Source organism: Ruminococcus flavefaciens ATCC 19208 (genome assembly GCF_000518765.1).
GTDB lineage: Bacteria > Bacillota > Clostridia > Oscillospirales > Ruminococcaceae > Ruminococcus > Ruminococcus flavefaciens.
Map to the genome: position 1 here is coordinate 156,492 of NZ_JAEF01000016.1, position 23,757 is coordinate 180,248.

Consider the following 23,757-nt stretch of genomic DNA (forward strand, 5'->3'; position numbering starts at 1 on the left):
GATACACCACCTTATTTTTTAAACAGTTCCGTTATTGCCACAAATGAGAACATAAGAAATGCTGCTCCCATAAGGACTGCATATAATATATGTTCGCTTTTTCTTGTTTTTATTGACTTGTGCAGATAAACTGCAAACATAATGCAGGTCTCCATAGCTGCAATGCCTTTGTTTAAAGGCTTATGAGCTATCATAGTAAGCGTTGAATATATAATATAAAAGGCAAGGCTGAATATGATAGCAAATCTTGAAGCGTCCTTTGTCTGAGAAATTTCGGAAATATCACGGTTTTTATTTTCGTGTCTGCTTTTTTCGAGTATTTCTTCCTTGTTCATAGTAGTACCTCCCATATCATGTAATGCGTTTTGCCAAGTTTACTTGGTAATTGTATTATATCACTGCCAAGTATACTTGTCAAGTTTTTGCAAAGCAAACTTGTCAGGATTGTGTGAGTGCACAATTGTAGTTGAGCAGAATATTGCTGATTGCACAATAAAAGTAGGGGAGGATAGTATCCGCCCGAAAGTGATTAGTGTAGGGGACGGCGTCCCGTAAATAACCGTAAAAAATCAAATGACGATATGTAGGGACGACCATTGGTCGTCCGTTCGGGAATTATCGTATTAATGCGGACGCGCAATGCGCGTCCCTACAAGCTAACTGCTCGGAACGCCGAGGGTGACTCCCTACAGTGTAGGGAGATGTCAGCAGAGCTGACAGAGGGACGCGGCTCCTGTTGGGCGGCGTTCCCTACACATTGTCATTTGCGCATAAAAAGGCACTGTGGAAATCACAGTGCCTTAATTCTAAGTTCTTAGCTCTTAGTTCTTAGTTCTGACTTAACCAAGTACTACGTTTATCTCGTTTACAGCAGAAAGCTTATCGGCAGGAACGTAGTTACCAGCCAGCTTTTCGCCGTTGAGAGTGATCTCCTTAACGCCGCTCTGAACGTGTGCGGAGTTGTCGATATTGATGTTGAGCTTCTTGCCGCGGAAGTTCTTCTCGATCTTGAAGCCGTCCCACTTAGAAGGGATAGACGGAGCGATAGTAAGTCCGTTAAGGTCAGGACGCATACCGCAGATACCTTCAACACAGCCCACCATAACAGTTGAAGCTGTACCTGTGAGCCAGTGAACGTGTGAACGTCCCTCGTAAGGTGAAGCCTTTGACTCGGTGAACTGACCGTGAACGTATGGCTCCATAACACGTATCTCAGCCTTGTCGTTCATAGCAGCAGGTGAGCTTTCGAGGAAATACTCGAATGCGCGGTCGCCGTGACCGAGGAGAGACTCGGCAAGTATGAGCCAGCCCTGTGACTGTGAGAATATACCGCCGTTTTCCTTTGTATCAAGGTTGAATACCTGCATGAGCGCACCCTCAAAGTGGTGATATTTGTAAGGTGGTTCGAGGAGCTTAGCACCGTAAGGTGTATTGAGTATATCGTGAACGCTGTTCATAGCCTTTTCAGCCTGATCGTCAGAAGCAAAGCGTGAAATAACGCTCCAGCTCTGAGGATTGAGCCACATATTAGCCTCAGGATCCTTCTTTGCACCAACGATAACGCCGTTGTCGCGGATACCGCGGATAAATCTGTCCTCGTCCCAGCACTTTTCAAGAGCTGCTCCCAGCTTCTTCTGAGCACCGTCAAGGTATGCGATATATTCTGTGTCGTTCTTGTCCTTAGCCATGTCGCGCATAACGTTCATAGCGTAGTAGAGCTGGAATGCTACGAATGTAGACTCGCCCTTTGCGCCGAGGCGGAGACAGTCGTTCCAGTCAGCGTGGAGACCTGCGGGCATATCGTGATCGCCGAGACGCTCCATAGAGAAGCGGATAGCGTTCTTGAGATGCTCGTAAACTGTAGCCTTTCCGCCGCCCTCTTCTGCGTAGGTGATGACTTCGTCGAGGAAGCCCTTGTTGCCGCTTTCACCGAGGTACTTAACGATAGTCGGGAAGAGCCAGAGTGCATCGTCTGCACGGTATGAGGGGTGACCTGTTTCCTTAGCGTAAACGCTGTGCTCGTCGTTCTCGTCGGGACAAGTCTCATGACCTGCGTTGTGGTCGAACTTAACAAGCGGAAGTCCGCCGCCGTTGCTTACCTGAGCAGAAAGCATGAAGCGTATCTTCTCTGCTGCCATTTCGGGGTCAAGGTGTATGATACCCTGAATATCCTGAACTGTATCGCGGTAGCCGTAGCCGTTTCTCAGACCGCAGTATACGAATGAAGCTGCTCTTGACCAGATGAATGTGATGAAGCACTGATAAGCGTTCCATACATTTATCATGTTGTTGAACTCGTCGGAAGGAGTCTCTACCTTGAAGTTTGAGAGCTGACCGTGCCAGTAGTCCTTGAGCTGTTTAACTTCTGCGTCTACCTTGCCTGCTGCCTTGTATTCTTCAAGTATAGCAGCAGCCTCGGGATCCTTACGCTCGCCAAGTACGAAAACGAATTCCTTAGTCTCGCCGGGAGCAAGTGTGATATCGCTCTGGAGAGCGCCGCAGGAGTTGGAGTTATAGTTCATAACGCCGCTGCACTTGCCGTTCTCGACAGCGATAGGATTTGAGAAAGTTCTGTAAGGTCCGATGAAGTCGCTGAAGCTTCCGCAGCAGCCTGTAACGGGCTGACCTACCATGCCGAAGAAGCGCTCCTGACCGTTGTAGCCGTTCTCATCAAAGCCCGTGTTCTCGTTCATGTGCTGGAGGATACGGTTTCCGCCCTCAAAGCTTGTACGAGTGATGAACAGTGTGTACTGGAGGTTTACCTGATCCTGCTCATAGTTCGGCTCGTTTGTGAACTCTATAAAACCGAATACAGAGAGCTTTCTTTCTTTATTTGAGTTGTTTGTTACCTTTGCTCTCCATACCTCGTATGTCTTGCCGTAAGGAACATAGTATGTAGTTTCGGACTTGATCTCTGCGTACTCAGCTGAAATGACTGTATAAGCAGTACCGTGACGGCACTCGCTCTTGTATTTGTCAAGGGGCTTGCCTACAGGCTGCCATGATGCTGACCAGTAATCAGCGGTATCGTTATCTCTTATATAAATGTAACGACCCGGGAGAGCCATATCAGAATTGAAGCGGAAACGTGAAAGACGTCCGTTAGCGCCTGACTTAACGAAGCTGTAGCCAGCTGCGTTATTTGAGATCATAGCACCGTACTCAGGGTCTCCGAGGTAGTTAGCCCACGGTGCGGGGGTAGCGGGGTTAGTAATGACATATTCTTTGTTTTCAAGATCAAAATGTCCATACTGCATAATTACATTTCTCCTTCTCAGCTGCCGTTGGACAGTGCTCTCCGCAGGCAGAAAATATCACACTAATTATACCATTAAACGGGAGTTTTGACAAGGGGGTAATAATGAATAAATCGTTAACAACAGCAAAAAACGGCAAGTTTTTACTACATTTCGTAATATTCTATTATAATTACTCTAAATGTTATATCATTTTTATGTCAAACTTATACATTATGTTTTATTCAGAGATTGTTGTGCAGGCTATCGGTTCCACAGCAAGGAATGTAGCGGATATCGAACTGAAAATAGGGCTGTCTGACCGCTTTGTGCGTTCATGGTTACATATGTCATTCAGGAAGTGACAAATGTCACTCACAAAGTGACATATTTCACCTTTGCAAATCATGATAAATGAGTATAATAAAAGCATAGGGTTGCGCAACACCTTTAATGAATATCAAGCACAGCAAATATCCCGTACATTTTTGTTTATTTTATTTATTAAGGAGAGAATATTATGAAAGCTACAATCAAAAAGGCGATCGCAGGAATTTTAGCAACAGCAATGTGTGCAATACCAATGGCAAGCGCAATGCCGGCAAGTGCAGCAGATACTATTTCGGCAACAAGAGTTGAAACTCGGCTTATGACAAGAAAAGTATCCGAGAAAAACATCATTGAGTTTCAGGGGGATTCAACCGCAATAAAAGCTTTAAAGAGCAATAAAGAATTCATAAACAAGCTTGAGACTACTTCATATGATGCTGTAGCTGAGCTTGAAGGAGAATGGTGCGGAAACGGACTTAAATATAAGTTCCGTAAGGAAAGAAAAAGAGTAATAATCATAATTATCGTTATCGGACCTATCATTGTTTGGCCAACACCTGTTGATCCGCCAAGACCTGATTATCTGCTTGCAAATATTGCTGAAAAAAAGACAGCTGTAGTTTCGGGAATTAAACAGGCATCTGTAAAGGAAGCAGTATCTATCAAGGAGTCGATTTCCATAAAGGGAACAGCTGCTTTAAATATTAAGTAACAGAGTTCCGGATATTTTTTAACAGTTTTAAAAATGATATTAATAAGAGATTTATAAAAAGGGTATTAATAAGGGATTTAATGATATATATTGAAAGCTCCTCTCAGTGCCGCCGCAGGCATTATGAGAGGAGCTTTTTCGTATTCCCTTATATAATAAGAAGTTTTTTTGAAAAAAATTCCGAAAAACACTTGATTTTTGCGAAAAACCGTGGTATAATACTTTATGATGATAGTAAACCCAAAGACCGGAAACCTTCCGGTCTTTAGTATTTATATCGAAACTATGAAAGGAGATAACCGATATATCGGGAAAAACTGCCTATGAAATTCAAAAAATTCGGCGGTACGGAACAAAAGGTATACGATCTTATCAAGCCTATCACAGATGAGCTGGGCTACTACCTCTGGGACGTTTGCTACGAAAAGGAAGGCGCGATGTGGTACCTGAGAGTCTTTATAGATCAGGACGAGGGGATAACAATTGCGGACTGTGAACGTGCAAATGCTCCTATAAGTGATATCCTCGATGAGAAAGATCCCATCGCTCAGAGCTATATGCTGGAAGTCGGTTCGGCAGGTCTTGAGCGCGAGCTTGTAAAAGAGGAACACTTTGAGGTGTGTCAGGGCGATGACGTTAAGATACGTTTTATAAGAGCCGTTGACGGGGAAAAGGAAATAGTTGCAAAGCTTGTGTGCGCAGATAAAGAGGGCGTTACCGTGGCTCTCGAAAGCGGTGAGGAGAAGAAATTCCCTCTGGCGGATATAGCTTTCGTAAAGCTTTATCTTGATTTCTGAATCACATAAAAACAAAATATAATATATTGGAGGAATTTACAGACATGAACATGAATAAGGACTTTTTCAAGGCACTTGAGGCTCTTGGCGAAGAAAACAGTGTGGAGACAGAGCTGCTTATCGAAAAGGTAAAGTCAGCTATGCTCAAGGCAGCAAGAAGAGCTTATCCGCACAGCGAAGAGAGGATAACAGTTGAGATTGATCCTAAAACTAAGAAGTTTGAAATGTATATCAGACAGGATATCATCGACGATGAGCCTATCGACGAAAACGAAGTAAATATCGACGTTGCAAGAACTATGGATCCAAATGCTATGGTGGGCGGAACTATAATGAAAGAGCTTGACATATCAAAGCTTGGCAGAATGGCTGCTCTTTCAGCTAAACAGTCCATCAAGGGCGACCTCAGAGAGATCAACCGCGAGCAGATGCTCAGCAAGTTTGAGCAGAAGGAACACGAATGTATCACTGCAAAGGTTTCTCAGGTAGAGCCCGGCAGAGGTACTGTTACAGTGGTTTATGACGGAACTGAGCTCTATCTCTTCCGCAACGAGCAGATACCCGGCGAGAACCTTGAGGAAGGAAAGTCAGTAAAGGTATATATCACAGGCATTATCGGCAAGAACAAGAAGCCTGTAGTAAAGATATCACGTACTCACAAGGACCTCGTAAAGAGACTCTTCGAGCAGGAGGTTCCCGAGATATATGACGGTACTGTTGAAGTAAAGTCCATCTCCCGTGAGGCAGGTTCAAGAACAAAGATCGCAGTATGGTCAAAGGACGAGAACGTTGACGCAGTAGGCGCTTGTATCGGTCCTAAGCGTTCAAGAATAACAGCTGTAGTAAACGAGCTCAGCGGCGAGAAGATCGACATTATCCCGTGGAGCGAAGTGCCCGAGGAATTCATTGCAAGAGCTCTTGCTCCTGCTGAGGTGCTCAAGACAGTTATCATTTCTATGGAAGAAAAGATATGCACAGTTATCGTTCCCAACAATCAGCTCTCACTTGCTATCGGCAACAAGGGCCAGAACGCAAAGCTTGCTGCAAAGCTCACAGGCTTCAAGATAGACATCAAGCCTCAGTTCGATAATGCAACAGGCGAGGAAGCTCCTGAGATGAGTCCTGACTTTGTTGCTCCTGTATTTGAAGCTGCTCCTGCTGAAGCAGAGGGCGAGGAGACTGCTCCTGCCGCTGAAGATGAAAAGGCTGAGACAGCAGTTGAGGAAACTCCTGAAGCAGCCGATGAAACTGCTGAAGCTCCTGCTGCTGACGAGGAATAATTATGAAGCCGAAAAAGACACCTATGAGAATGTGTCTCGGCTGCGGTGAGATGAAGCCCAAAAAAGATCTTATACGTGTGGTAAAGTCTCCCGAAGGCGAGATAAGTCTTGACTTCAAGGGCAAAGCCGCAGGCAGAGGTGCTTATATCTGCCGCAGTACGGATTGTCTGGAAAAGGCAAGAAAAGCAAGAAGATTTGAAAAATCCTTCTCATGCAAGATCGAAGAAAGCGTTTATGAGGTGATGATGAATGAGCTCAGAGAAGAGCCGCAGGACAGCTAATCTTCTCGGTATCTGTATCAGAGCGGGCAAGACTGTAAAGGGCTTCGACAGTGCAGTCGAGGCTGTGAAAAACGGTACGGCTTTCTGCTTGCTTACCGCTTCTGACGCTTCGGAAAAGACCGTCAAGGAAGTAAGGTTCTACTGTGAAAAATACGGTATAAAGTTTCTGGCAACGGAAATGAGCAAGGCTGATATCGGAAAGCTTTGCGGAAAAGAAACTGCCGTTATAGCAGTCACAGACAAGGGCTTTGCGGACGGTTTTGAGAGGATAATATCTGATTGACCGCAGTAATGCGTTGATATAGATACGTATATATATCACTGCCGTACATATACGGCATAGACAAATTGGAGGTAATCAGGCCTATGGCAAAAAAAATAAAGTTAAGCGACGCTGCAAAGGATATAAATATTCCTGCACAGGAATTGATCGACTTTTTCGCTGAAAAAGGCGACAATAAAAAGAAAACGGGTTCTTCTCTTACAGAAGAGGAAATGAATTCGGTTCTTGAGCATTACACAAATGAGCGTTATTCTGTAAGCTCACTGAATGATTATTTCAACTCAAAGAACGACCCGAAGCCTGTCAAGGAAGAAGCTGCAAAAGAAGAAAAAAAGACTACAGCTGCTAAGAAGCCTGCTGAGAAAAAGAACATTGAAGAGCCTAAAAAGGTAGAAAAGAAGGCTGCTGCCGCAGCAGCTCCCGCTCCTGTAAAGAAGGCAGAAAAGTCTGCCGAGCCAAAGAAGGAAGAAAAGGTACAGGAAGCTCCCGTTAAAAAGGCTGAGCCCGAGAAGAAACAGGAGGCCGCTCCTGCTGTTAAGGAAGCTCCTAAGGCAGAGCCTAAGCAGGAAGTAAAGCCAGAACCAAAACAGGAAGTAAAGCCTGAACCAAAGCAGGAAGCAAAGTCTGAACCCAAGCAGGAAGCAAAGCCCGAGCCAAAGGCTGAGCCTGCAAAGACCGAGGAAAAGCCTGCTGAGCCAAAGAAGGAAGAAAAGCCGCAGGAAGCTCCGAAGCCAGCAGTCCATGATAAGAAAAAGGACAAGAAGAAGGAGCAGGCTAAGGCTCAGGACAGAGGCGAGAGAACAAAGTTCAATGCTGCATTCAGTTCGGAAACAGCACAGACTTCCACACAGAGAAGAACTGTAGATACAAGAGGAAGCTACGTTGATCTCGATAAGTACAACGAGAGATACGACCAGATGGCTACCTCAAACAAGCATAAGAACGACAACTATTCTTCTAAGAAGCAGAAGATAAATCAGAAGTCAGCTCAGAGAAACCGTCAGCAGTTCTCAAAGAAGGAGAGCGAGGCTGAGAAGCTCAAGAGACTTGAGCTTGAAAGAGCAAGAAAGCAGCAGCTCAAGGTACTTATCCCCGATAATATCACTGTCGGCGAGCTTGCTACACGTCTTAAAGCTACTGCTACAGACGTTATCAAGCAGCTCATGAAGCTGGGCGTTATGGCTTCTATAAATCAGGAGATAGATTTCGATACAGCTGCTCTCGTTGCAGACGAGATGGGTGCAAAGGTAGAAAAGGAAGTTATCGTTACTATTGAGGAGCGTCTTATCGACGATACAGATGATGACGATACAAACCTCCAGCCGCGCTGCCCTGTTGTAGTTGTTATGGGTCACGTTGACCACGGTAAGACTTCTATCCTTGACCGCATCAGAAATGCTCACGTTGCCGCAGGCGAAGCAGGCGGTATCACACAGCACATCGGTGCTTATCAGGTAAATATCAACGGACAGGACATCACATTCCTCGATACTCCCGGACATGAGGCTTTCACTTCAATGCGTGCAAGAGGTGCCAATATCACTGATATCGCTATCCTCGTTGTTGCTGCTGATGACGGTATCATGCCGCAGACAATAGAGTCTATCAACCATGCTAAGGCAGCAGGCGTATCCATCATCGTTGCTATCAACAAGATGGATAAGGAAGGCGCTAACCCTGACCGTATCAAGGAAGAGCTCACAAAGTATGACCTCGTTTGCGAGGACTGGGGCGGCGACGTTATCTGCGTTCCTGTTTCAGCTAAGACAGGCGATGGTATAGATGAGCTCCTCGAAAACGTTCTTCTCGTTGCTGAGGTCAAGGAGCTCAAGGCTAACCCTGACAGACTTGCAAAGGGTACTGTTATCGAGGCTCGTCTTGACAAGGGCAGAGGTCCTATAGCTACACTTCTCGTACAGAACGGTACTCTCAAGCAGGGCGATGTTCTTATCGCAGGTACTGCTGTAGGTCGTGTAAGAGTTATGACAAACGACAAGGGCAGAACCGTAAAGGAAGCAGGTCCTTCTGTTCCTGTTGAGATAACAGGTCTTGCAGAAGTACCGAGCGCAGGCGATATCTTCAACGCTGTTGAGGACGAAAGACTTGCACGTGAGCTCGTTGAGCAGAGAAAGCACGAGCAGAAGCAGGAGCAGTTCAATGCTTACCGCAAGGTAACTCTCGATAACCTGTTCAGCCAGATCGCTGAGGGCGAGATCAAGGAGCTCCCGATCGTTGTAAAGGCTGACGTTCAGGGTTCTGTTGAAGCTGTTAAGCAGTCGCTTGAAAAGCTCTCGAACAACGAGGTAAGAGTAAGAGTTATCCACGGCGCAGTCGGTGCTGTAAAGGAAAGCGACGTTATGCTTGCAGCTGCTTCAAATGCTATTATCGTCGGCTTCAATGTAAGACCGGATCCTGTTGCTGCCGAGAACGCAGTCCGCGACGGTGTTGATATCAGACTCTATCGTATCATCTATGATGCTATCGAGGAGATCACAACTGCTATGAAGGGTATGCTTGCTCCTAAGACACGTGAGGTAGAGCTCGGACGAGTAGAAGTAAGACAGGTATACAAGATATCCAACGTTGGTATGGTAGCAGGAAGCTATGTACTCAGCGGTAAGGTAACAAGAGGAAGTCAGGTACGAGTAGTACGTGACGGAATCATCATCGCAGATGATAAGATATCAGGACTCAAGCGTTTCAAGGACGACGCTAAGGAGGTAGCAGAAGGCTACGAGTGCGGTATCAGTCTCGAGAAGTTCAGCGACGTTAAGGAAGGCGATATCTTCGAGGCTTATATCGTTGAGGAATACCGTGAAGATTAAACATTAAATTATTCTCATCAATGATAAAGGGGGAATTTCTCATGGATAACAGCAGAATGAGTACGGCAGATATGCTGCAGTACTGCAATGAGGCACTTGCCTGGGACGATTTCGGACCTATCGACATATTCTTTTTTGAGTCGGTAAAGAAGATCCTTCTCGGACAGTGCAGCGCATTTGAAGAACCTGAAGCATACACAGATGATCTTATGGGCATCGAGCGTCCTGTACGCGATGTGGAGCTTGAACCCGAGTACGGCAATTATGCCGATATATACTACGGCGAAGAGGGCGATGAGGAGATACCCGACTACAGCCGCAGCGATGAAGATGTAGCTTTTTCTGCGGATATATTCGGCGACGGCTTTTTCTCAGAGCCTGAGCAGGCAGCTGAGGGTGTTGCTGCTGCTGAGGCAGAGACTGAGGAACATGAGCCCGAGCCCGAAAATGTAAAGAATGAAGAAAAAAAGGCTGCCGAGGCAAAGCCTGCAAAAAAGCAGACAAAAAAGCCTGCTAAGAAAAAGGCTGAAAAAGCTGCCGACTCAGATAAGCATGAAGAGAAAAAAGAGGGCGGTTTCACCGTCAGCTTGTGACACGAGGAAGGATTACCATGCCTAATTTCAAGAACAGCCGTATGGCTGAAGATATAAAAAGGGAAATGACAGCAATTCTCAGAGAGCTTAAAGATCCGCGCATAGATAAGATGCTCACCATAGTAAGAGCTGATCTTTCAGGCGATATGTCAAGCTGTAAGATATACGTATCAAGCTTTGAAGGCATTGAAAGAGCAAAACAGTCTGTTGAGGGACTTAAAAGCGCGGCAGGATTTATCAAGAGAGAGCTTTTCCACAGGCTCAAAATGCGGAAGGCTCCCGACCTTACCTTCGTTGCCGATAATTCTATCGAAAGAAGCGCGGAGATAAGCAAAAAACTCCATGACTTGCTGTAAGGAGGATCGCTATGTTCATCGGTTTCAGTGAGGCTGAGCTCTTTCTCAGAAACTGCGAGGACGCAGTTATTATCACTCATCGTAATCCCGACGGTGACTGTATAGGTGCAGGCTTTGGATTGAAGGATATACTTGCTCAGCTCGGTATCCGCAGCAGAGTCGTGTGCCATGACGGTTTTCCTTCGCCGCGCTATGATTTTCTTACAAGCGAGGGCGCAGGAGAGGAGTTTGAGCCTAAGACGATCATCGCGGTGGATATCGCCGACGAGACTCTTATGGGTGACTATAAGGATATCTACGGCGGAAAGGTGCAGCTCTGCATCGACCACCACATCTCAAATAAAAACTATGCGGAGAAAACTCTGCTCCGCAGCGACGCTACTGCTGCCTGCGAGATAATCTATGATCTTGCACAGTATATGGGCGTGAAGATAACAAGGCACTGCGCTATATGCCTTTATACAGGCATAGCTACAGACTCGGGCTGCTTCAAGTACGACTGTACTACTCCCCGTGCTCATGAGATAGCAGCAGAGATGATGCGCAGCTATGATATCAATTTCGCAAGAATAAACCGTTATATGTTCGATGTGAAGTCTATGGGCAGACTGAAGCTTGAAGCTAAGGTAAACGAGCTCATGGAATACTGCCTCGGCGGAAAGCTGGCTATAGCAGCTGTCACACAGGACATGATGAAGTCCATGAACGTCTCTATGGAGGAGCTTGAGGGCTTTGCTCCGCTGACTATACAGCTGGAGGAAACAGAGGTCGGTATCCTTATGCGCGAGCGTGAGGACGGCGTTTTCAAGTGCTCGTTCCGTTCGGCAAATGACGTTAATGTTTCGGCTATATGCCAGATGATAGGCGGCGGCGGTCACGCAAAGGCAGCAGGCTGCACTATTGACGGTCCTCTTGAAGAGGCTAAGAAATACCTCATCAGTGCTGTTGAAGGAGCTCTCAGCAAATGAACGGTATTCTCTGCGTAAACAAACCACAGGATTTTACTTCATTTGATGTTGTCGCTAAACTCCGCGGCATACTTCAGATGAAAAGGCTCGGACACGGCGGTACTCTTGACCCTATGGCTACGGGAGTATTGCCTGTATTCGTGGGTAATGCCACGAAAGCCTGCGATATCATGCCCGATAATACCAAAAGCTACCGTGCGGGCTTCCGTCTCGGTGCAGTGTCGGATACGCAGGATATCTGGGGCGAGGTCAGTGAAAAGTCGGATATGGCAGTGGAAAAAGCTGCTGTAGAAGCTGTAATACCTGAATTTACAGGTAAGATAATGCAGCTTCCGCCTATGTATTCGGCTGTTCAGGTGGGCGGAAAGCGCCTTTATGACCTTGCGAGGCAGGGGATAGAAGTCGAGCGCGAGGCTCGCGAAATAGAAGTATCAGAGCTTGTGCTGGAGGAATACGACAGCAGTACCCGTGAGGGCGTAATGTCTATAGCCTGCGGCAAGGGTACTTATATAAGGACTATAATCAGCGATATCGGTGAAAGGCTGGGCTGCGGAGGTATAATGACCTCACTGGTAAGGACTTTCTCAGGCGGCTTTAGTCTTGATGAATGCTTTTCACTGGAAGATATACAGAATGCAAAGGACGAGGACAGGCTGGAAGAGCTTATCCTGCCTATCGAAAGAGTCTTTGAAAAGCTGCCTAAGCTCAGGCTGGGCGAGGCTCAGACAAGAATGTACAGAAACGGCGTTAAGCTTGACCTTTCAAAGCTTCGCGGCATACGCGATGATGCGGAATGCTACGGGGTATACGGCTTTGACGGCGCTTTTATCGGTACTGCCTTTGCTGACCGCGAGGGCGGTATCCTTCGTGTGGGAAAGAATTTAGGGTGACGGCATGGGAAGTAAAAAAACTGCTGTTGCTTTAGGGCTTTTCGACGGAGTGCATCTTGGTCACAGAGCTGTTATAAATGCGGCTCTCGCTCAGCGCAAAAACGGACTTTCGGCTTCGGTATTTACCTTCGAGCCCGACTGCGTCCTGAGAAAATCAGGCGGCGCTTCGGGGTATATCTATACAAAGAGCGAAAAGGAGATACTCCTCCGTGAGCAGATAGGCGTGGACGATATAGTCAGTCCGTTATTTGAAAGCTTTTGCGGGCTTACGGGAGAAGAATTCGCACAGGAGATACTTTGCAGGCAAATTGGCGCAGCTCATGTGTGCTGCGGAAATGATTTCAGATTCGGCAAAAATGCTGCATGGGGTGCGCAGGAGCTTATGGAATTCGGGAAGCGATTCGGCTTTGAAGTTGAAGTGGTCGGCGCAGTTGAATACGGCGGCAGTATCGTTTCGTCAAGCCGCATAAGAGAGCTTCTGCTGAATGGCGATATTGCTTCTGCAAACGAGCTGCTCGACTCTGCTTATTTCATAAGCGCAGAGGTAACGGACGGGAATCATATCGGCAGGACTATCGACTTCCCGACTATAAATCAGGACTTTGCCGAAGGACAGCTTGTGCTGAGATACGGCGTTTACAGTACGCTTACGAATGTGGGCGGAAAGGTGCTGCCGTCGGTGACAAATGTGGGAGTAAAGCCTACTATCGAGGGAGTCCGCAGACCTCTTGCGGAGACTCACATCATCGGATACAGCGGCGACCTTTACGGAAAAAACGTAGATGTATGCTTTAAAAGCTTTATCCGTCCCGAAATGAAATTCGGTTCTCTCGATGAGCTGAAAGCACAGATAAAAGCCGATATACAGGCAGCTGTCAATATCTCTTGAAAAATTCGCACTGCTTTCATTTTGTTATCACAAACAAGTATTACCATAGATATTGCTGAAAATGCGGCTCGTCATGCCGCAAAACCTCTGAATTATTATAATAAGGAGTGTAAAACCCAATGATAGAGGTCAGAAACCTTACTAAAAAATACGGCTCAAAAACAGCCGTAAACAATATCAGCTTCAAGGTCGAAAAGGGTGAGATACTCGGCTTCCTCGGACCAAACGGTGCAGGAAAGTCAACGACCATGAATATGCTGACAGGATATATATCGTCAACTTCGGGAGAGGTGCTTATAGACGGTACGGATATTCTTGAAGAGCCTAAAAAGGCTAAGTCAAAGATAGGCTATCTCCCTGAGATACCGCCTCTTTATGTTGATATGACCGTTGATGCTTATCTCAATTTCATGTATGACCTGAAAAAGTGCAAGCTTCCGAGAAAAGCTCACCTCAAGGATATATGCACACGCTGTATGTTACAGGACGTAAGACACAGGATAATCAAGAATCTTTCAAAAGGTTACCGTCAGAGAGTAGGTCTTGCTCAGGCACTTATCAACAATCCCCCTGTGCTTATCCTCGACGAGCCTACAGTTGGTCTTGACCCAAGCCAGATCATAGAGATAAGAACTCTTATCAAAAAGCTGGGAAAGAGACATACAGTTATTCTTTCGTCCCATATCCTTCCCGAGATACAGGCTGTATGCGACAGAATAATCATCATAAACAGGGGTGAGGTAGCTGCCGACGGTACTGCCGACGAGATAGCGCGTGATATCACCAATGAGCATAAAATGGTGCTCCGTATAGAGGGACTTACTCATACTGCCGATGATAAGCGTGAGATAGCCGACGCTCTCAGGGCTGTAAGCGGTGTTAAGTATGTCCGCGCTGACATGGAGCGTGAAAAGGGTATCTACGATTACGACGTTGAGACAGACGGCAAGACAGATGTCCGCCGTGATATAAACAAGCTTTGTGCTGAAAAAGGCTGGAATATCCTTATGCTCCAGCTCTCAGACCTCACTCTTGAGGACATATTCCTTAAGATCACTATGGACGATGGTCTTAACAAGCAGAATGACGGAAAAGATGACAGTTCCAAACCGAAGATAGCTATAAAGCGCACTCAGAACGGCAAGCTCAAGGCTGTTCAGGAAGATGCAGAAGAAAAGGCTGATGAAAATGCTGAGGAAGGCTCGGCAGACAGCAGCGAAAATAACGGAGGTGAGGAATAATGTCTGCTATTTACAGGCGCGAAATGGGCGCATTCTTTACGTCAGGCATAGCTTATGTATTTCTTACTGTGTTCTGGCTGGTTTCAGGTATATTCTTCTTTACGGGAACTATAATGTCAAATACAACAAACGTAGCAAATATGTTCAGCTCTATGTTCTTTGTTGTGCTTTGTCTTATTCCTGTACTCACAATGAAATTGCTCAGTGAGGAAAAGAAGAACAAAACAGATCAGGGACTTCTTACAGCTCCTATAAGTCTGTGGGATATAGTTCTCGGAAAATACTTTGCAGCTCTTACGCTGTACATTATAGCCGAGTCTATCGTATTCGTATACGCTTTTATTCTCAATTATCTCGGCGAGATCGCATGGACTCCGCTCCTCGGCAACTATTTTGCAATGCTGTTCCTCGGTGCAGCTTTCATAGCTGTGGGATTATTCGTATCCTCACTTACCGAGAACCAGATGGCATCAGCTGTTGTAAGCCTTGTCCTGCTCTTCGTTCTGTACCTTTCGGAGATGCTCGTATCAGGTTTCGCAAACGGAAACTGGTTCAAGAAGGGCATTTATAAGATAGTTACCTCTGTAGCCTTCTATTCAAGATACATTGAATTTACAAGGGGAGTATTCAGTCTCACCAGTGTATTATTCTTTATCAGTGTAGCGTTTCTCTTCAATTTCTTCACCGTTAAGGTGCTTGAGAAGAGACGCTGGAGCTGATCTACATGAAAGGAAGGTTTTGATTACAGATGAGTATTAAAGATACTGATGAGTCGAAGGTAACAGGAACAGAAGTGTCCGAAGAAGCAGCTCCTGCAAAGAAAAACTTCAAGAAGCTGAAATACGGCACTATGTTCTATACTACCATTGCGCTCGTTGCTGCGATAGTCGTTGTGTTCAACATCATGGCAGGCATTATGGCTAAGCGCAAGCCTATGAAGCTGGATATAACTCCCGACAGCAGATATGAGCTTACGGAGCAGTCTATAGACGCCTTAAAGCGTCTTACAAAGGACGTTGATATTGTCGTTACTTCCGAGAGAGACTATTTTGAGACACTCGGAAACAGCATTGAAAGACAGTATGCCGGACAGGGTATCATGATCGAGATACCGTTTGAGATCATTCCCGAGCTCCTCGACAAGTATTCTGTATATGCCGAGCAGGGCGAAGGCAGCATCAATGTAAAGTACGTTGATATGGACAAGGATCCTGATATCATAAACAAGTATAAGGAACACTATAACGGCGATATAGCTCATAATAACATCATTATCGCTTCCGGGGAAAGAGTAGAGGTACTCACAGAGAATGACGTTATGGGCATGATCGCTCCCGACAACTCAACCATGAGCTTTAATTTCGTTGGTGAGAGCACTATTACTTCTGCTATTACCAATGTTACAGATGCTCACCCTGTAAAGGTGGCTTTTGTTCAGACTATGAACGGTGCAGCAGTCTATAATGCTGATACCTATTCTTATGTTGTTGAATCATTTGAGAATACTCTTCTCGCAAAGAACGGCTATGACTGTACAGATATCGACATCGCTACAGACGAGCTTGATCCTGCTCTGTACGATATGGTAGTAGTTTATGCTCCTTCCGTTGACTTTACAGAGCCTATTATCAACAAGCTTGATGATTTCCTTAAAAACGGCGGAAAATACGACAGGAGCATGGTATATGTACCTGACTATTCATCGTCAAATCTCACTAATATAGACGCATTTCTTGCTGACTGGAGCATAAAGGTAGAAGATAATCTTATCATAGACGAGAAAAATGCTGAAATGAGTGCGGCATCTATCATGCTGAATGTAAATGATCCTGACTCAGTTGGCAAGCTCCCTAATGAGAAGCTCCCTGTTATTGCTCCTCTTTCAAGAGAGCTTACAGTTATCTCAAAGAAGAACGAGGACGTTGTAAAGGAGATCCTTAAATCCTGCGACGAGTCATATACAGTTGATCTGAAGGATATGCAGACACAGACAGGTGAAGCAGGTCCGAGAACAGTTGTAATGCTCTCACAGAAGCAGCGTACCGAGCAGATACAGACTGTTACAAGCAGCCTCCTTGTTATTGGCAGCTCTGCAATGACTAACAACACTTACCTTACACAGACTTCGGCATACAATAACGGCAGTGTTCTCCTTAACATACTGAATAATATGTCAGGCAAGGAGAGCGGCGTTATAGTTCCCGACAAGGTATTGCAGCAGTCGTTTATCACAACTACCGCAAAGCAGGCAAAGGTGATACAGATCATCGTAATATGGATAATTCCGATCATCGTTGCTGCTATAGGCGTAATTGTTCTTTTAAGGAGAAGAAATAAATGAAAAAACAGGCAAAGGGTATCATCGCGCTCAGTGCAGTCCTTGTGGCTATGCTGGGAGGCGGATATGCCTATATGAAGCTTACTCCCGAGGACGGAAACGGCAGCGGAGACAACAATTCAACAACTATGGAGCTTCTCGCTACTCAGGCTGTGGGACAGGGAACTGTCCTCGTCAGCGATGATGGCGATGCTGCGACTGTAAAAAGTGCTGTTGTAAAAAACAGCAAAGGCACTATTAACGTAATTATGCAGGAAGCACCGAAAGAGGAAGGAGAAGATCCTGTTTATACTCTTGAGGGCTATGAGGATATGAATGTTGACAATTCCATGGTCAGCACTCTTATCAATAATGGAAACGGCATAGAGGCACAGTCTCTTATTGCAGAGGGCTGTGATGACCTCGGAAAATACGGCCTCGAAAACCCTGCCGCCGAGGTGGAGTTCACATATGAATCAGGAAAAAAAGTAAAGTTCTATGTGGGCGATGAAACACCTTCAGGCAGTACATCATATTTTATGGTGGACGGTCAAAATGATGTATATGTCGTTAATTCCTCCACTGTCCACAACTACGGATTAGGTGTGAACGACTTCATCTCAAAGGTCATTCTCGCAAAGCCTGCCGATGACGCGTATCCTATTATTAACAGTCTCAGGATAAACAGAGGTGATATGGATAAGGATATCCTTATCGAATATGATAAGAAGAGCGAGGGTGAGAATTCAGGTGGTACTTCTGCTTCACATAAGCTGGTATCTCCTGTAGAGAGCTATCTTGCCGTAGAAAAGTCCACAGATATCACAACAGGTATGTTCGGGCTTACAGCTGCCGATATCCATACCCTCGGCTGCAAGGACGAGGATATAGCAGAGGCAGGTCTTGATGAGCCTTTCTGCACAGTTACTATGGAATGCGATGACGGAAACACATATAAGCTCCTTCTCAGCGAGCCATTTGATGATGAGGAGTCAGGTGCGAAGTGCAGCTATGCTATGCTCGAGGGCGGAAAAATAATCTATACTGTTTCGGCTGAAAGTGCTAAATGGCTGACTGTACAGCCTATTGATATAGTTACACGTCTCCTTATCACAAACTATGTATGGAATATCACCGAGCTCTCTGCAAGCGGCGGAGGAGAAAAGGCTGATTTTGTTATTGAGCCAAAGGATAAGGATAATGTCCCTGACAGTCCTAAATCTGAGGATTTCATTGTTACCAACAACGGCAAGGAGTTCGATTCTGAAAGATACAGACTCTTCTACTCGTTCCTTGCAGGTACAAATGCAGAGGAATTTGCAATTGATGTGCCTGTACCTGACGGTGAGCCGATGGCAACAATAAAGTATACGGATAAGTATAATAATACAACTACAACTTATGATTTCTATGATGAATCATTAATGCGTGCCCTTATCGTTATAAACGGCGATAGCAGGTATTACTGCACAAAGTCCTATGTGAAGACCCTCATTGAAAATATCAAGCGCATAGGCACAGGAGAGGATTACATTAAAAACTGGTAAAATTCCAAGGAGGTATATAATGAACGCAAAATTCAACACATATAAGGGCTACCCTCTGGTAAGAAACGGAAATGATATATACTACGGATTTATGTCGGACCCTTACGTTATTTTCATTCAGATACTTGATACCAAAGAAGAAAACGGCGAAAAGGTGACATCAAAGGTAAGAGTCGTTCAGATGGATACCAACGAGCCCAACCCCCTGAAGGCGTTTGTTAAGAATACAGAGAGAGAATGCGGCCTTTACGAAGCACTGGATATTGCAAGTGTGTGGCTTGAAAAGGCTCTGAAAAACTAAGCTCGCGCCGAAAGCGCGTTTATAATAACTTTAAGCCATAGCGTCTCACGGTCAGAGATGCTGTGGCTTTTCTGTTAGCTGATAGTTATTAGTGGTCAGTAATTAGTGAGCGATATCATTGTATAGTTTTTTGCTGAAAATAGGCTTTTTCGGACTTTTTTAAAAAAATCCGAAATTTTTTTCAAAAAACGCTTGACAAATGGAAAATACTGTGGTATAATTATTTTCGTCGTCAGGGATAAGACGCCTGAAACGACAGAATAAAGCAATGCGATGTGGGGGTTTAGCTCAGCTGGGAGAGCATCTGCCTTACAAGCAGAGGGTCACAGGTTCGAGCCCTGTAGTCCCCACCACATGGCCTCGTAGTTCAGTTGGTTAGAACGCCTGCCTGTCACGCAGGAGGTCGACAGTTCGAGTCTGTTCGGGGTCGCCAACACGCTTCTGTAGCTCAGTCGGTAGAGCAGGGGACTGAAAATCCCCGTGTCGTTGGTTCGATTCCGACCGGAAGCACCATATAGAACGCTGATGCGTTCTATATACAATGCGGATTTAGCTCATCTGGTAGAGCGCCACCTTGCCAAGGTGGAGGTAGCGAGTTCGAGCCTCGTAATCCGCTCCATAGTACTGGGGTAATAACCTTGGTATTACGTAAATCCCGAAGCAATAGTTTCGGGATTTTTTAATTAATATGGGGTAATAGGGATAACACTAAAAGGGGTATAAATATGAAAAAATTTAAAGTAACGGCTCTCGTTCTGGCACTGCTCAGCGGTATTGCCTGCTTTATTGTGGGATTTGCTGATAGTAATAGTAAAGACCTTATTCTTCTTTTCGGCTTCAGAGAGGCTTTTGTGGAATGGGTCTTGTTCCTGCTGGTGCTGTTCTTCCTTGGAGTAGCTTCATTTGCGCTTTTTATTGAAAAAATAAAGAATGGCGAAAAGCATAAAGGACTCTGGCTGTTCGGAACATTTGTCTTGGTCGGTTCAGCTGTGCTCATGTTCTGCATGTCGAAAAACGATGAATTTTATGTAGGTTCAAGAGAGGTCAAAAGTCCCGGAGGCAGACACTCCGTGATCTATATTACAAAGGATACAAGATCCGGCAAGACTTATAATTATTACCGCAGAGTCGGAACATTTACCTATGAGTATCTGTTTGCCAGCGATGAACCTGCTGAAATAGAATGGGGAGATCAGTTTTTTAATGTTGACGGAAAGCAATATCCGTGTTCTCCTTATGATGACAAATAATATATAATTGTTGAGGCAGAATATGAAGATACTGAAAATAGTTTTATTGGTTGCAGCCTTGGTCTGCGTTGGCGGTATATTTTATTTTGAAAGTACACAGAGTTCCCTTGACGATCATGCTGTAAGAGTTTTCTGCGGAATGCCCGAAAACTTTATATCTAATCTGTGCTTTGTGGGGGTGCCGCTTTTTATTGGAGCAGCAGCTGTTATCTCCCTCGTTGAAAGGATACGCGAAAACAGAAACGGCATAATTATTCTTGGATTTGTTGCGCTGCTCTGCGGAGGTGCTCTTGGACTTATCTATGCTATAACGAGCGGCCATATCGGAGATTTTATGCATGAGATGGAAAGTCCTGACGGAAAGCACTCGGTCTATTACGTGAGAAACAAGTATTCGGGTGATGTTGAGTGGCTGCGCAAGGGCGACGGACACATATATTATATTATCAAAAGAACAGATTCGGGTGCTCTTGATGATATAGAATGGAAAGACGATGCACTGTCTGTGGACGGTGAGATGTTTGAATATGATTTGCTTGAAAATAATAGATCCTAAAATTAAGTCTTGGTTTAAATGCAGCAGTAATTTCTATAATATTATGAAAAAAGAGGTCTAAAAATGAAACTTATAAAAGCATTGAAATGGATATTCCTTGTTCTGGGCGTACTTTGCCTCGGAGCTATGATATTTCTTATATTGTTTATCGGTGATACGAACGAGCTCATAGCAGTATGGAAATTCACCGAAAGATTTATGATCAATGTGCTTGCACTTGCTGCGCCTGCTTTTTTGTGTCTCGGTACTTTTATGGCGTTTTTGCAGATATGGAAAAGACAATACGGCGGAAAAAGACTTCCGTCGGTGCTTTCACTGGTATTTCTCGGTGCATTGGGCTTTTCTTTCCTTATATTCGGTACTGACTGGCTCGGTGAGTCGCTTGGAAGCCTGAAAAGTCCTGACGGCAAGCATACTCTTTATTATATAGAGGGCAGCAGCGATGAGCAGGGCAGCCGCTCTGTATACCGCAAAAACGGTATGTTTGAGTATGAGCGTATTTTCTATTCCGACAAGAGCTTCAGTGACTTTAAATGGTCTGATGACGGCGTTGAGCACAACGGAAAGTTCTTTAAATACTGATACATAAGCTTTAAGCCATAGTATTTCCGAAATATCGGAAGTGCTATGGCTTTAATTATGATCGGCTGTATCTTAATTCCGCACAAAGACGGCTCTTTGTCTTTGTGCGGAATTACTATATACAAAATCTTATATAAATGTTATAATAAATATATCACATTCCGCTGTGCGGTATTGCCCCGAACTGTGTTAAGGGGCGCAGATCCTTTAATAGACACATTCCGCTTGCGGTAGAATTTACAGGAGTGAGAAAATGGAAAAAGAAACACGATATGCAGTGCTTATTGATGCAGATAACGTTGCAGCGAAATATACAAAGTACATTCTTGATGAGGTATCTAACTACGGTGTTGTGACTTACAAAAGGGTCTACGGCGACTGGACAAGACCTAATCTTGCAGGATGGAAAAATATGGCTCTTGACAATGCTATCACTCCTGTTCAGCAGTACAGCTATACCACGGGAAAGAATGCTACCGACTCAGCCATGATAATTGATGCTATGGATATACTGTATTCTCATAATGTTGACGGTTTCTGCATAGTGTCAAGTGACAGCGACTTCACAAGACTTGCTATACGCCTGCGCGAATCGGGTATGCACGTTATAGGCATGGGAGAGCAGAAAACCCCGAAGCCTTTCAGTACAGCCTGCAACGCATTCAAATATCTTGAGATACTTGCTGATGAAGAGCTTCAGGGTACTGTTGAGAGCGAAAAGGTAGAGCTTAAAACACTTGAATCGGCTATAGTAAGAATAATAACTGAAAATGCAAATCTTCAGGACGAGATCAATATTGGCGAGCTTGGAAGCCGACTTCTCAACCGCTATCCTGATTTCGATGTGAGAAACTACGGCTATTCAAAGTTTTCACAGTTCCTTAAAGAGTTTGACAGTCTGAGCTTCAGACAGGTGGGCAGCAGCATACTTGTTTCACAGAAATCAAGCATGACAGACCTTGAAAGAATAGAGTCGGCTATTGCGGCGATTGTCCGCACAAACGGCAGCAAAGGCTATAATCTTGGCGAGCTGAAAAAACAGCTCTGTACTAAAATACCCGAATTTGATGTTAAGTCCTATGGATATTCAAAATTCAGCAAGTTTGTGGAAAATCTGCCGTCATTCAAAATACGCAACAACACAGTGATGATAACGGAGAACTGATTTGGGAAAGAAACTGATAACAGCATTGTTCTGTATTGTCTGCGTGGGCTGTTTGTTTATGGCGTGGAGATATATCAAGAAATCGGGCATAATGAAGGATTATCCCGATGTCGAGTATCTCACCGAAAAGGAAAAGGCTCAGCGCCCGATATACAAGCAACTCTCGACAAAGGAGAAAGGTATATATACTGCACTTTATCGCGGAATATCCGAGAGGAAAGAGATGATACCTCTGCCCTATGAAGTGGACGGCAACACCTATTCCAAGGTCTACTGTATTCTTGAGAAGCAGGAAAGTGAGTTTTATTACCTTGATTCCGTCTATTATACAGCGCAGAAGGTACGCGATGCGAAGATAGTATACAGAGATATGACGAGGCCTCACCAGAAGGAAGAGGATCTTGACAGCGCGGTTGAAGCTGCTTTGTCGGAGACAGACAAGCTGGTCACAGACGAGGAAAAGGCGAGGTATATCAATGATTACATTGTCAGAAAGTGTAAATATATAACGGGCGATGACAGCGAATTTGCGTCAACGGTCTATGGCTGTCTTGTCAGAGGCGAAGCAAACTGCGAAGGCTATGCTAAGGCATTCAATCTGCTTGCAGGAAAATTGGGACTTGAAAGCGTTGTTATAACAGGCACTACCGATAAGGGTGAAAATCACGCATGGAATCAGGTGAAGATAGACAACGAATGGTATAATATCGACGTAACATGGGCTGATACAGATGTTATAGGAGAAATGAGACAGATGTACTTCCTGTGCTCAGATGCTGATTTCTCGAAAACACACTATGCAGATGATACGCTTTTTACACCGTTCCCCTGTATAAGCAACAAGTGGAATTACTACGTAAAGAGCGGACTCTATGCGGATACATATGAGGATGCAGAGGAGATAGTCCGCAGAGAGCTGACCAATGGAAACGGTACAATAGAGATACGTTTTTCAAATTCAAAAGTGTATGAGAAGTTCAGAGATAAGTTTATAACTGAGGAAAATGTATTCAAAATGCTTGATGAAACAGGCTTCCGGTACGGTGAGGAAGTTACGCTTTCTCTCAAGGAAAACGAACAGGAATTGTGCCTTACCATGCTGTTCTCATAAGAGTTGTAAAAATATACACAATTCGACGAGATACAACAGATAAGGTTGGCACAATTAACGTGTTGACATTTCATTCCAAACCTGCTATAATAAATAAGTCGCCGCGAGGGAAAGACGCTGAAAAGTAAGACTGCCGGAGCAGCATTGGAGGCGAAAAGACGGAGCGGGTGACAAAAAAGAAATCGCAAAAATTTCCGAAAAGGTATTGACAAAGGAAATGAGTTGTGATATAATATTAAAGCTGTCT

The 23,757-nt window shown here is 44.9% G+C and carries 23 protein-coding genes and 4 tRNA genes; 25 read left to right on the plus strand and 2 right to left on the minus strand.

Going from position 1 to position 23,757, the window contains the following annotated elements; all coding sequences use genetic code 11:
* Nucleotides 1-11 precede the first annotated feature (11 nt).
* Nucleotides 12-335 (minus strand): DUF6442 family protein, encoded by a 324-nt coding sequence (locus L870_RS0105075; RefSeq protein WP_028517222.1) that lies wholly within the window; start codon nt 333-335, stop codon nt 12-14.
* 504 nt (nt 336-839) lie between these two features.
* Complete coding sequence (locus L870_RS0105080; RefSeq protein ID WP_028517223.1) at nt 840-3,257, minus strand: glycoside hydrolase family 94 protein; 2,418 nt, start codon at nt 3,255-3,257, stop codon at nt 840-842.
* A 499-nt stretch (nt 3,258-3,756) separates the two neighbouring features.
* Between L870_RS0105080 and L870_RS0105090 the strand changes: the two genes are divergently transcribed.
* The 25 genes from L870_RS0105090 (at nt 3,757) to L870_RS18400 (ending at nt 23,510) form a co-directional block, all read left to right on the plus strand.
* A complete protein-coding gene (locus L870_RS0105090) occupies nt 3,757-4,278 on the plus strand; it encodes a hypothetical protein (RefSeq protein ID WP_028517225.1) in 522 nt (173 codons plus the stop codon).
* Between the two features lie 323 nt (nt 4,279-4,601).
* Nucleotides 4,602-5,075: a ribosome maturation factor RimP gene (locus L870_RS0105095; protein WP_028517226.1), complete on the plus strand. Its 474-nt coding sequence runs from the start codon at nt 4,602-4,604 to the stop codon at nt 5,073-5,075.
* A gap of 44 nt (nt 5,076-5,119) precedes the next feature.
* The gene (gene nusA, locus L870_RS0105100) at nt 5,120-6,355 is read left to right on the plus strand and encodes a transcription termination factor NusA (protein WP_028517227.1); all 1,236 of its coding nucleotides are present in this window, start codon (nt 5,120-5,122) and stop codon (nt 6,353-6,355) included.
* Between the two features lie 2 nt (nt 6,356-6,357).
* Complete coding sequence (gene rnpM, locus L870_RS0105105) at nt 6,358-6,636, plus strand: RNase P modulator RnpM (protein ID WP_028517228.1); 279 nt, start codon at nt 6,358-6,360, stop codon at nt 6,634-6,636.
* Entirely contained in the window at nt 6,605-6,919 is a 315-nt protein-coding gene (locus tag L870_RS0105110) for a L7Ae/L30e/S12e/Gadd45 family ribosomal protein (RefSeq protein ID WP_028517229.1), read from the plus strand. The genes rnpM and L870_RS0105110 overlap by 32 nt, the downstream gene beginning before the upstream one ends.
* 83 nt (nt 6,920-7,002) lie before the next feature.
* Entirely contained in the window at nt 7,003-9,744 is a 2,742-nt protein-coding gene (infB, locus tag L870_RS18935) for a translation initiation factor IF-2 (RefSeq protein ID WP_028517230.1), read from the plus strand.
* Between the two features lie 41 nt (nt 9,745-9,785).
* Nucleotides 9,786-10,337 (plus strand): hypothetical protein, encoded by a 552-nt coding sequence (locus L870_RS0105120; RefSeq protein ID WP_028517231.1) that lies wholly within the window; start codon nt 9,786-9,788, stop codon nt 10,335-10,337.
* A gap of 17 nt (nt 10,338-10,354) precedes the next feature.
* Complete coding sequence (gene rbfA, locus L870_RS0105125) at nt 10,355-10,693, plus strand: 30S ribosome-binding factor RbfA (RefSeq protein WP_028517232.1); 339 nt, start codon at nt 10,355-10,357, stop codon at nt 10,691-10,693.
* Between the two features lie 11 nt (nt 10,694-10,704).
* Entirely contained in the window at nt 10,705-11,661 is a 957-nt protein-coding gene (locus tag L870_RS0105130; RefSeq protein ID WP_028517233.1) for a DHH family phosphoesterase, read from the plus strand.
* Complete coding sequence (truB, locus tag L870_RS0105135) at nt 11,658-12,551, plus strand: tRNA pseudouridine(55) synthase TruB (RefSeq protein ID WP_028517234.1); 894 nt, start codon at nt 11,658-11,660, stop codon at nt 12,549-12,551. Before L870_RS0105130 ends, truB begins: the two co-directional genes overlap by 4 nt.
* Before the next feature lie 4 nt (nt 12,552-12,555).
* Nucleotides 12,556-13,440, plus strand: coding sequence for a riboflavin biosynthesis protein RibF (ribF, locus tag L870_RS0105140; protein WP_028517235.1), 885 nt, complete (start codon nt 12,556-12,558; stop codon nt 13,438-13,440).
* 119 nt (nt 13,441-13,559) lie between these two features.
* On the plus strand, nt 13,560-14,681 hold the full coding sequence (locus L870_RS0105145) for an ABC transporter ATP-binding protein (RefSeq protein ID WP_028517236.1): 1,122 nt from the start codon (nt 13,560-13,562) through the stop codon (nt 14,679-14,681).
* Complete coding sequence (locus tag L870_RS0105150) at nt 14,681-15,400, plus strand: ABC transporter permease subunit (protein ID WP_028517237.1); 720 nt, start codon at nt 14,681-14,683, stop codon at nt 15,398-15,400. Before L870_RS0105145 ends, L870_RS0105150 begins: the two co-directional genes overlap by 1 nt.
* Nucleotides 15,401-15,429: 29 nt before the next feature.
* Nucleotides 15,430-17,022, plus strand: a complete 1,593-nt coding sequence (locus L870_RS0105155) for a motility-associated ABC transporter substrate-binding family protein (protein WP_028517238.1) — start codon at nt 15,430-15,432, stop codon at nt 17,020-17,022.
* Nucleotides 17,019-18,545, plus strand: coding sequence for a DUF4340 domain-containing protein (locus tag L870_RS0105160; protein ID WP_028517239.1), 1,527 nt, complete (start codon nt 17,019-17,021; stop codon nt 18,543-18,545). Before L870_RS0105155 ends, L870_RS0105160 begins: the two co-directional genes overlap by 4 nt.
* 19 nt (nt 18,546-18,564) lie before the next feature.
* Complete coding sequence (locus tag L870_RS0105165) at nt 18,565-18,846, plus strand: hypothetical protein (protein ID WP_028517240.1); 282 nt, start codon at nt 18,565-18,567, stop codon at nt 18,844-18,846.
* A gap of 277 nt (nt 18,847-19,123) precedes the next feature.
* A tRNA-Val gene (locus tag L870_RS0105170) sits at nt 19,124-19,199 on the plus strand.
* A 3-nt stretch (nt 19,200-19,202) separates the two neighbouring features.
* A tRNA-Asp gene (locus L870_RS0105175) sits at nt 19,203-19,279 on the plus strand.
* A 4-nt stretch (nt 19,280-19,283) separates the two neighbouring features.
* A tRNA-Phe gene (locus L870_RS0105180) sits at nt 19,284-19,359 on the plus strand.
* 30 nt (nt 19,360-19,389) lie between these two features.
* Nucleotides 19,390-19,465 (plus strand) — tRNA-Gly (locus L870_RS0105185).
* A gap of 106 nt (nt 19,466-19,571) precedes the next feature.
* Nucleotides 19,572-20,096: a hypothetical protein gene (locus L870_RS0105190; protein ID WP_028517241.1), complete on the plus strand. Its 525-nt coding sequence runs from the start codon at nt 19,572-19,574 to the stop codon at nt 20,094-20,096.
* Nucleotides 20,097-20,118: 22 nt separating this feature from the next.
* A complete protein-coding gene (locus tag L870_RS0105195) occupies nt 20,119-20,652 on the plus strand; it encodes a hypothetical protein (protein WP_028517242.1) in 534 nt (177 codons plus the stop codon).
* 63 nt (nt 20,653-20,715) lie between these two features.
* Complete coding sequence (locus L870_RS0105200) at nt 20,716-21,234, plus strand: hypothetical protein (RefSeq protein WP_028517243.1); 519 nt, start codon at nt 20,716-20,718, stop codon at nt 21,232-21,234.
* Nucleotides 21,235-21,487: 253 nt separating this feature from the next.
* A complete protein-coding gene (locus L870_RS0105205) occupies nt 21,488-22,399 on the plus strand; it encodes an NYN domain-containing protein (protein ID WP_028517244.1) in 912 nt (303 codons plus the stop codon).
* Between the two features lies 1 nt (nt 22,400).
* Entirely contained in the window at nt 22,401-23,510 is a 1,110-nt protein-coding gene (locus L870_RS18400; RefSeq protein ID WP_028517245.1) for a transglutaminase domain-containing protein, read from the plus strand.
* Nucleotides 23,511-23,757: the final 247 nt, after the last annotated feature.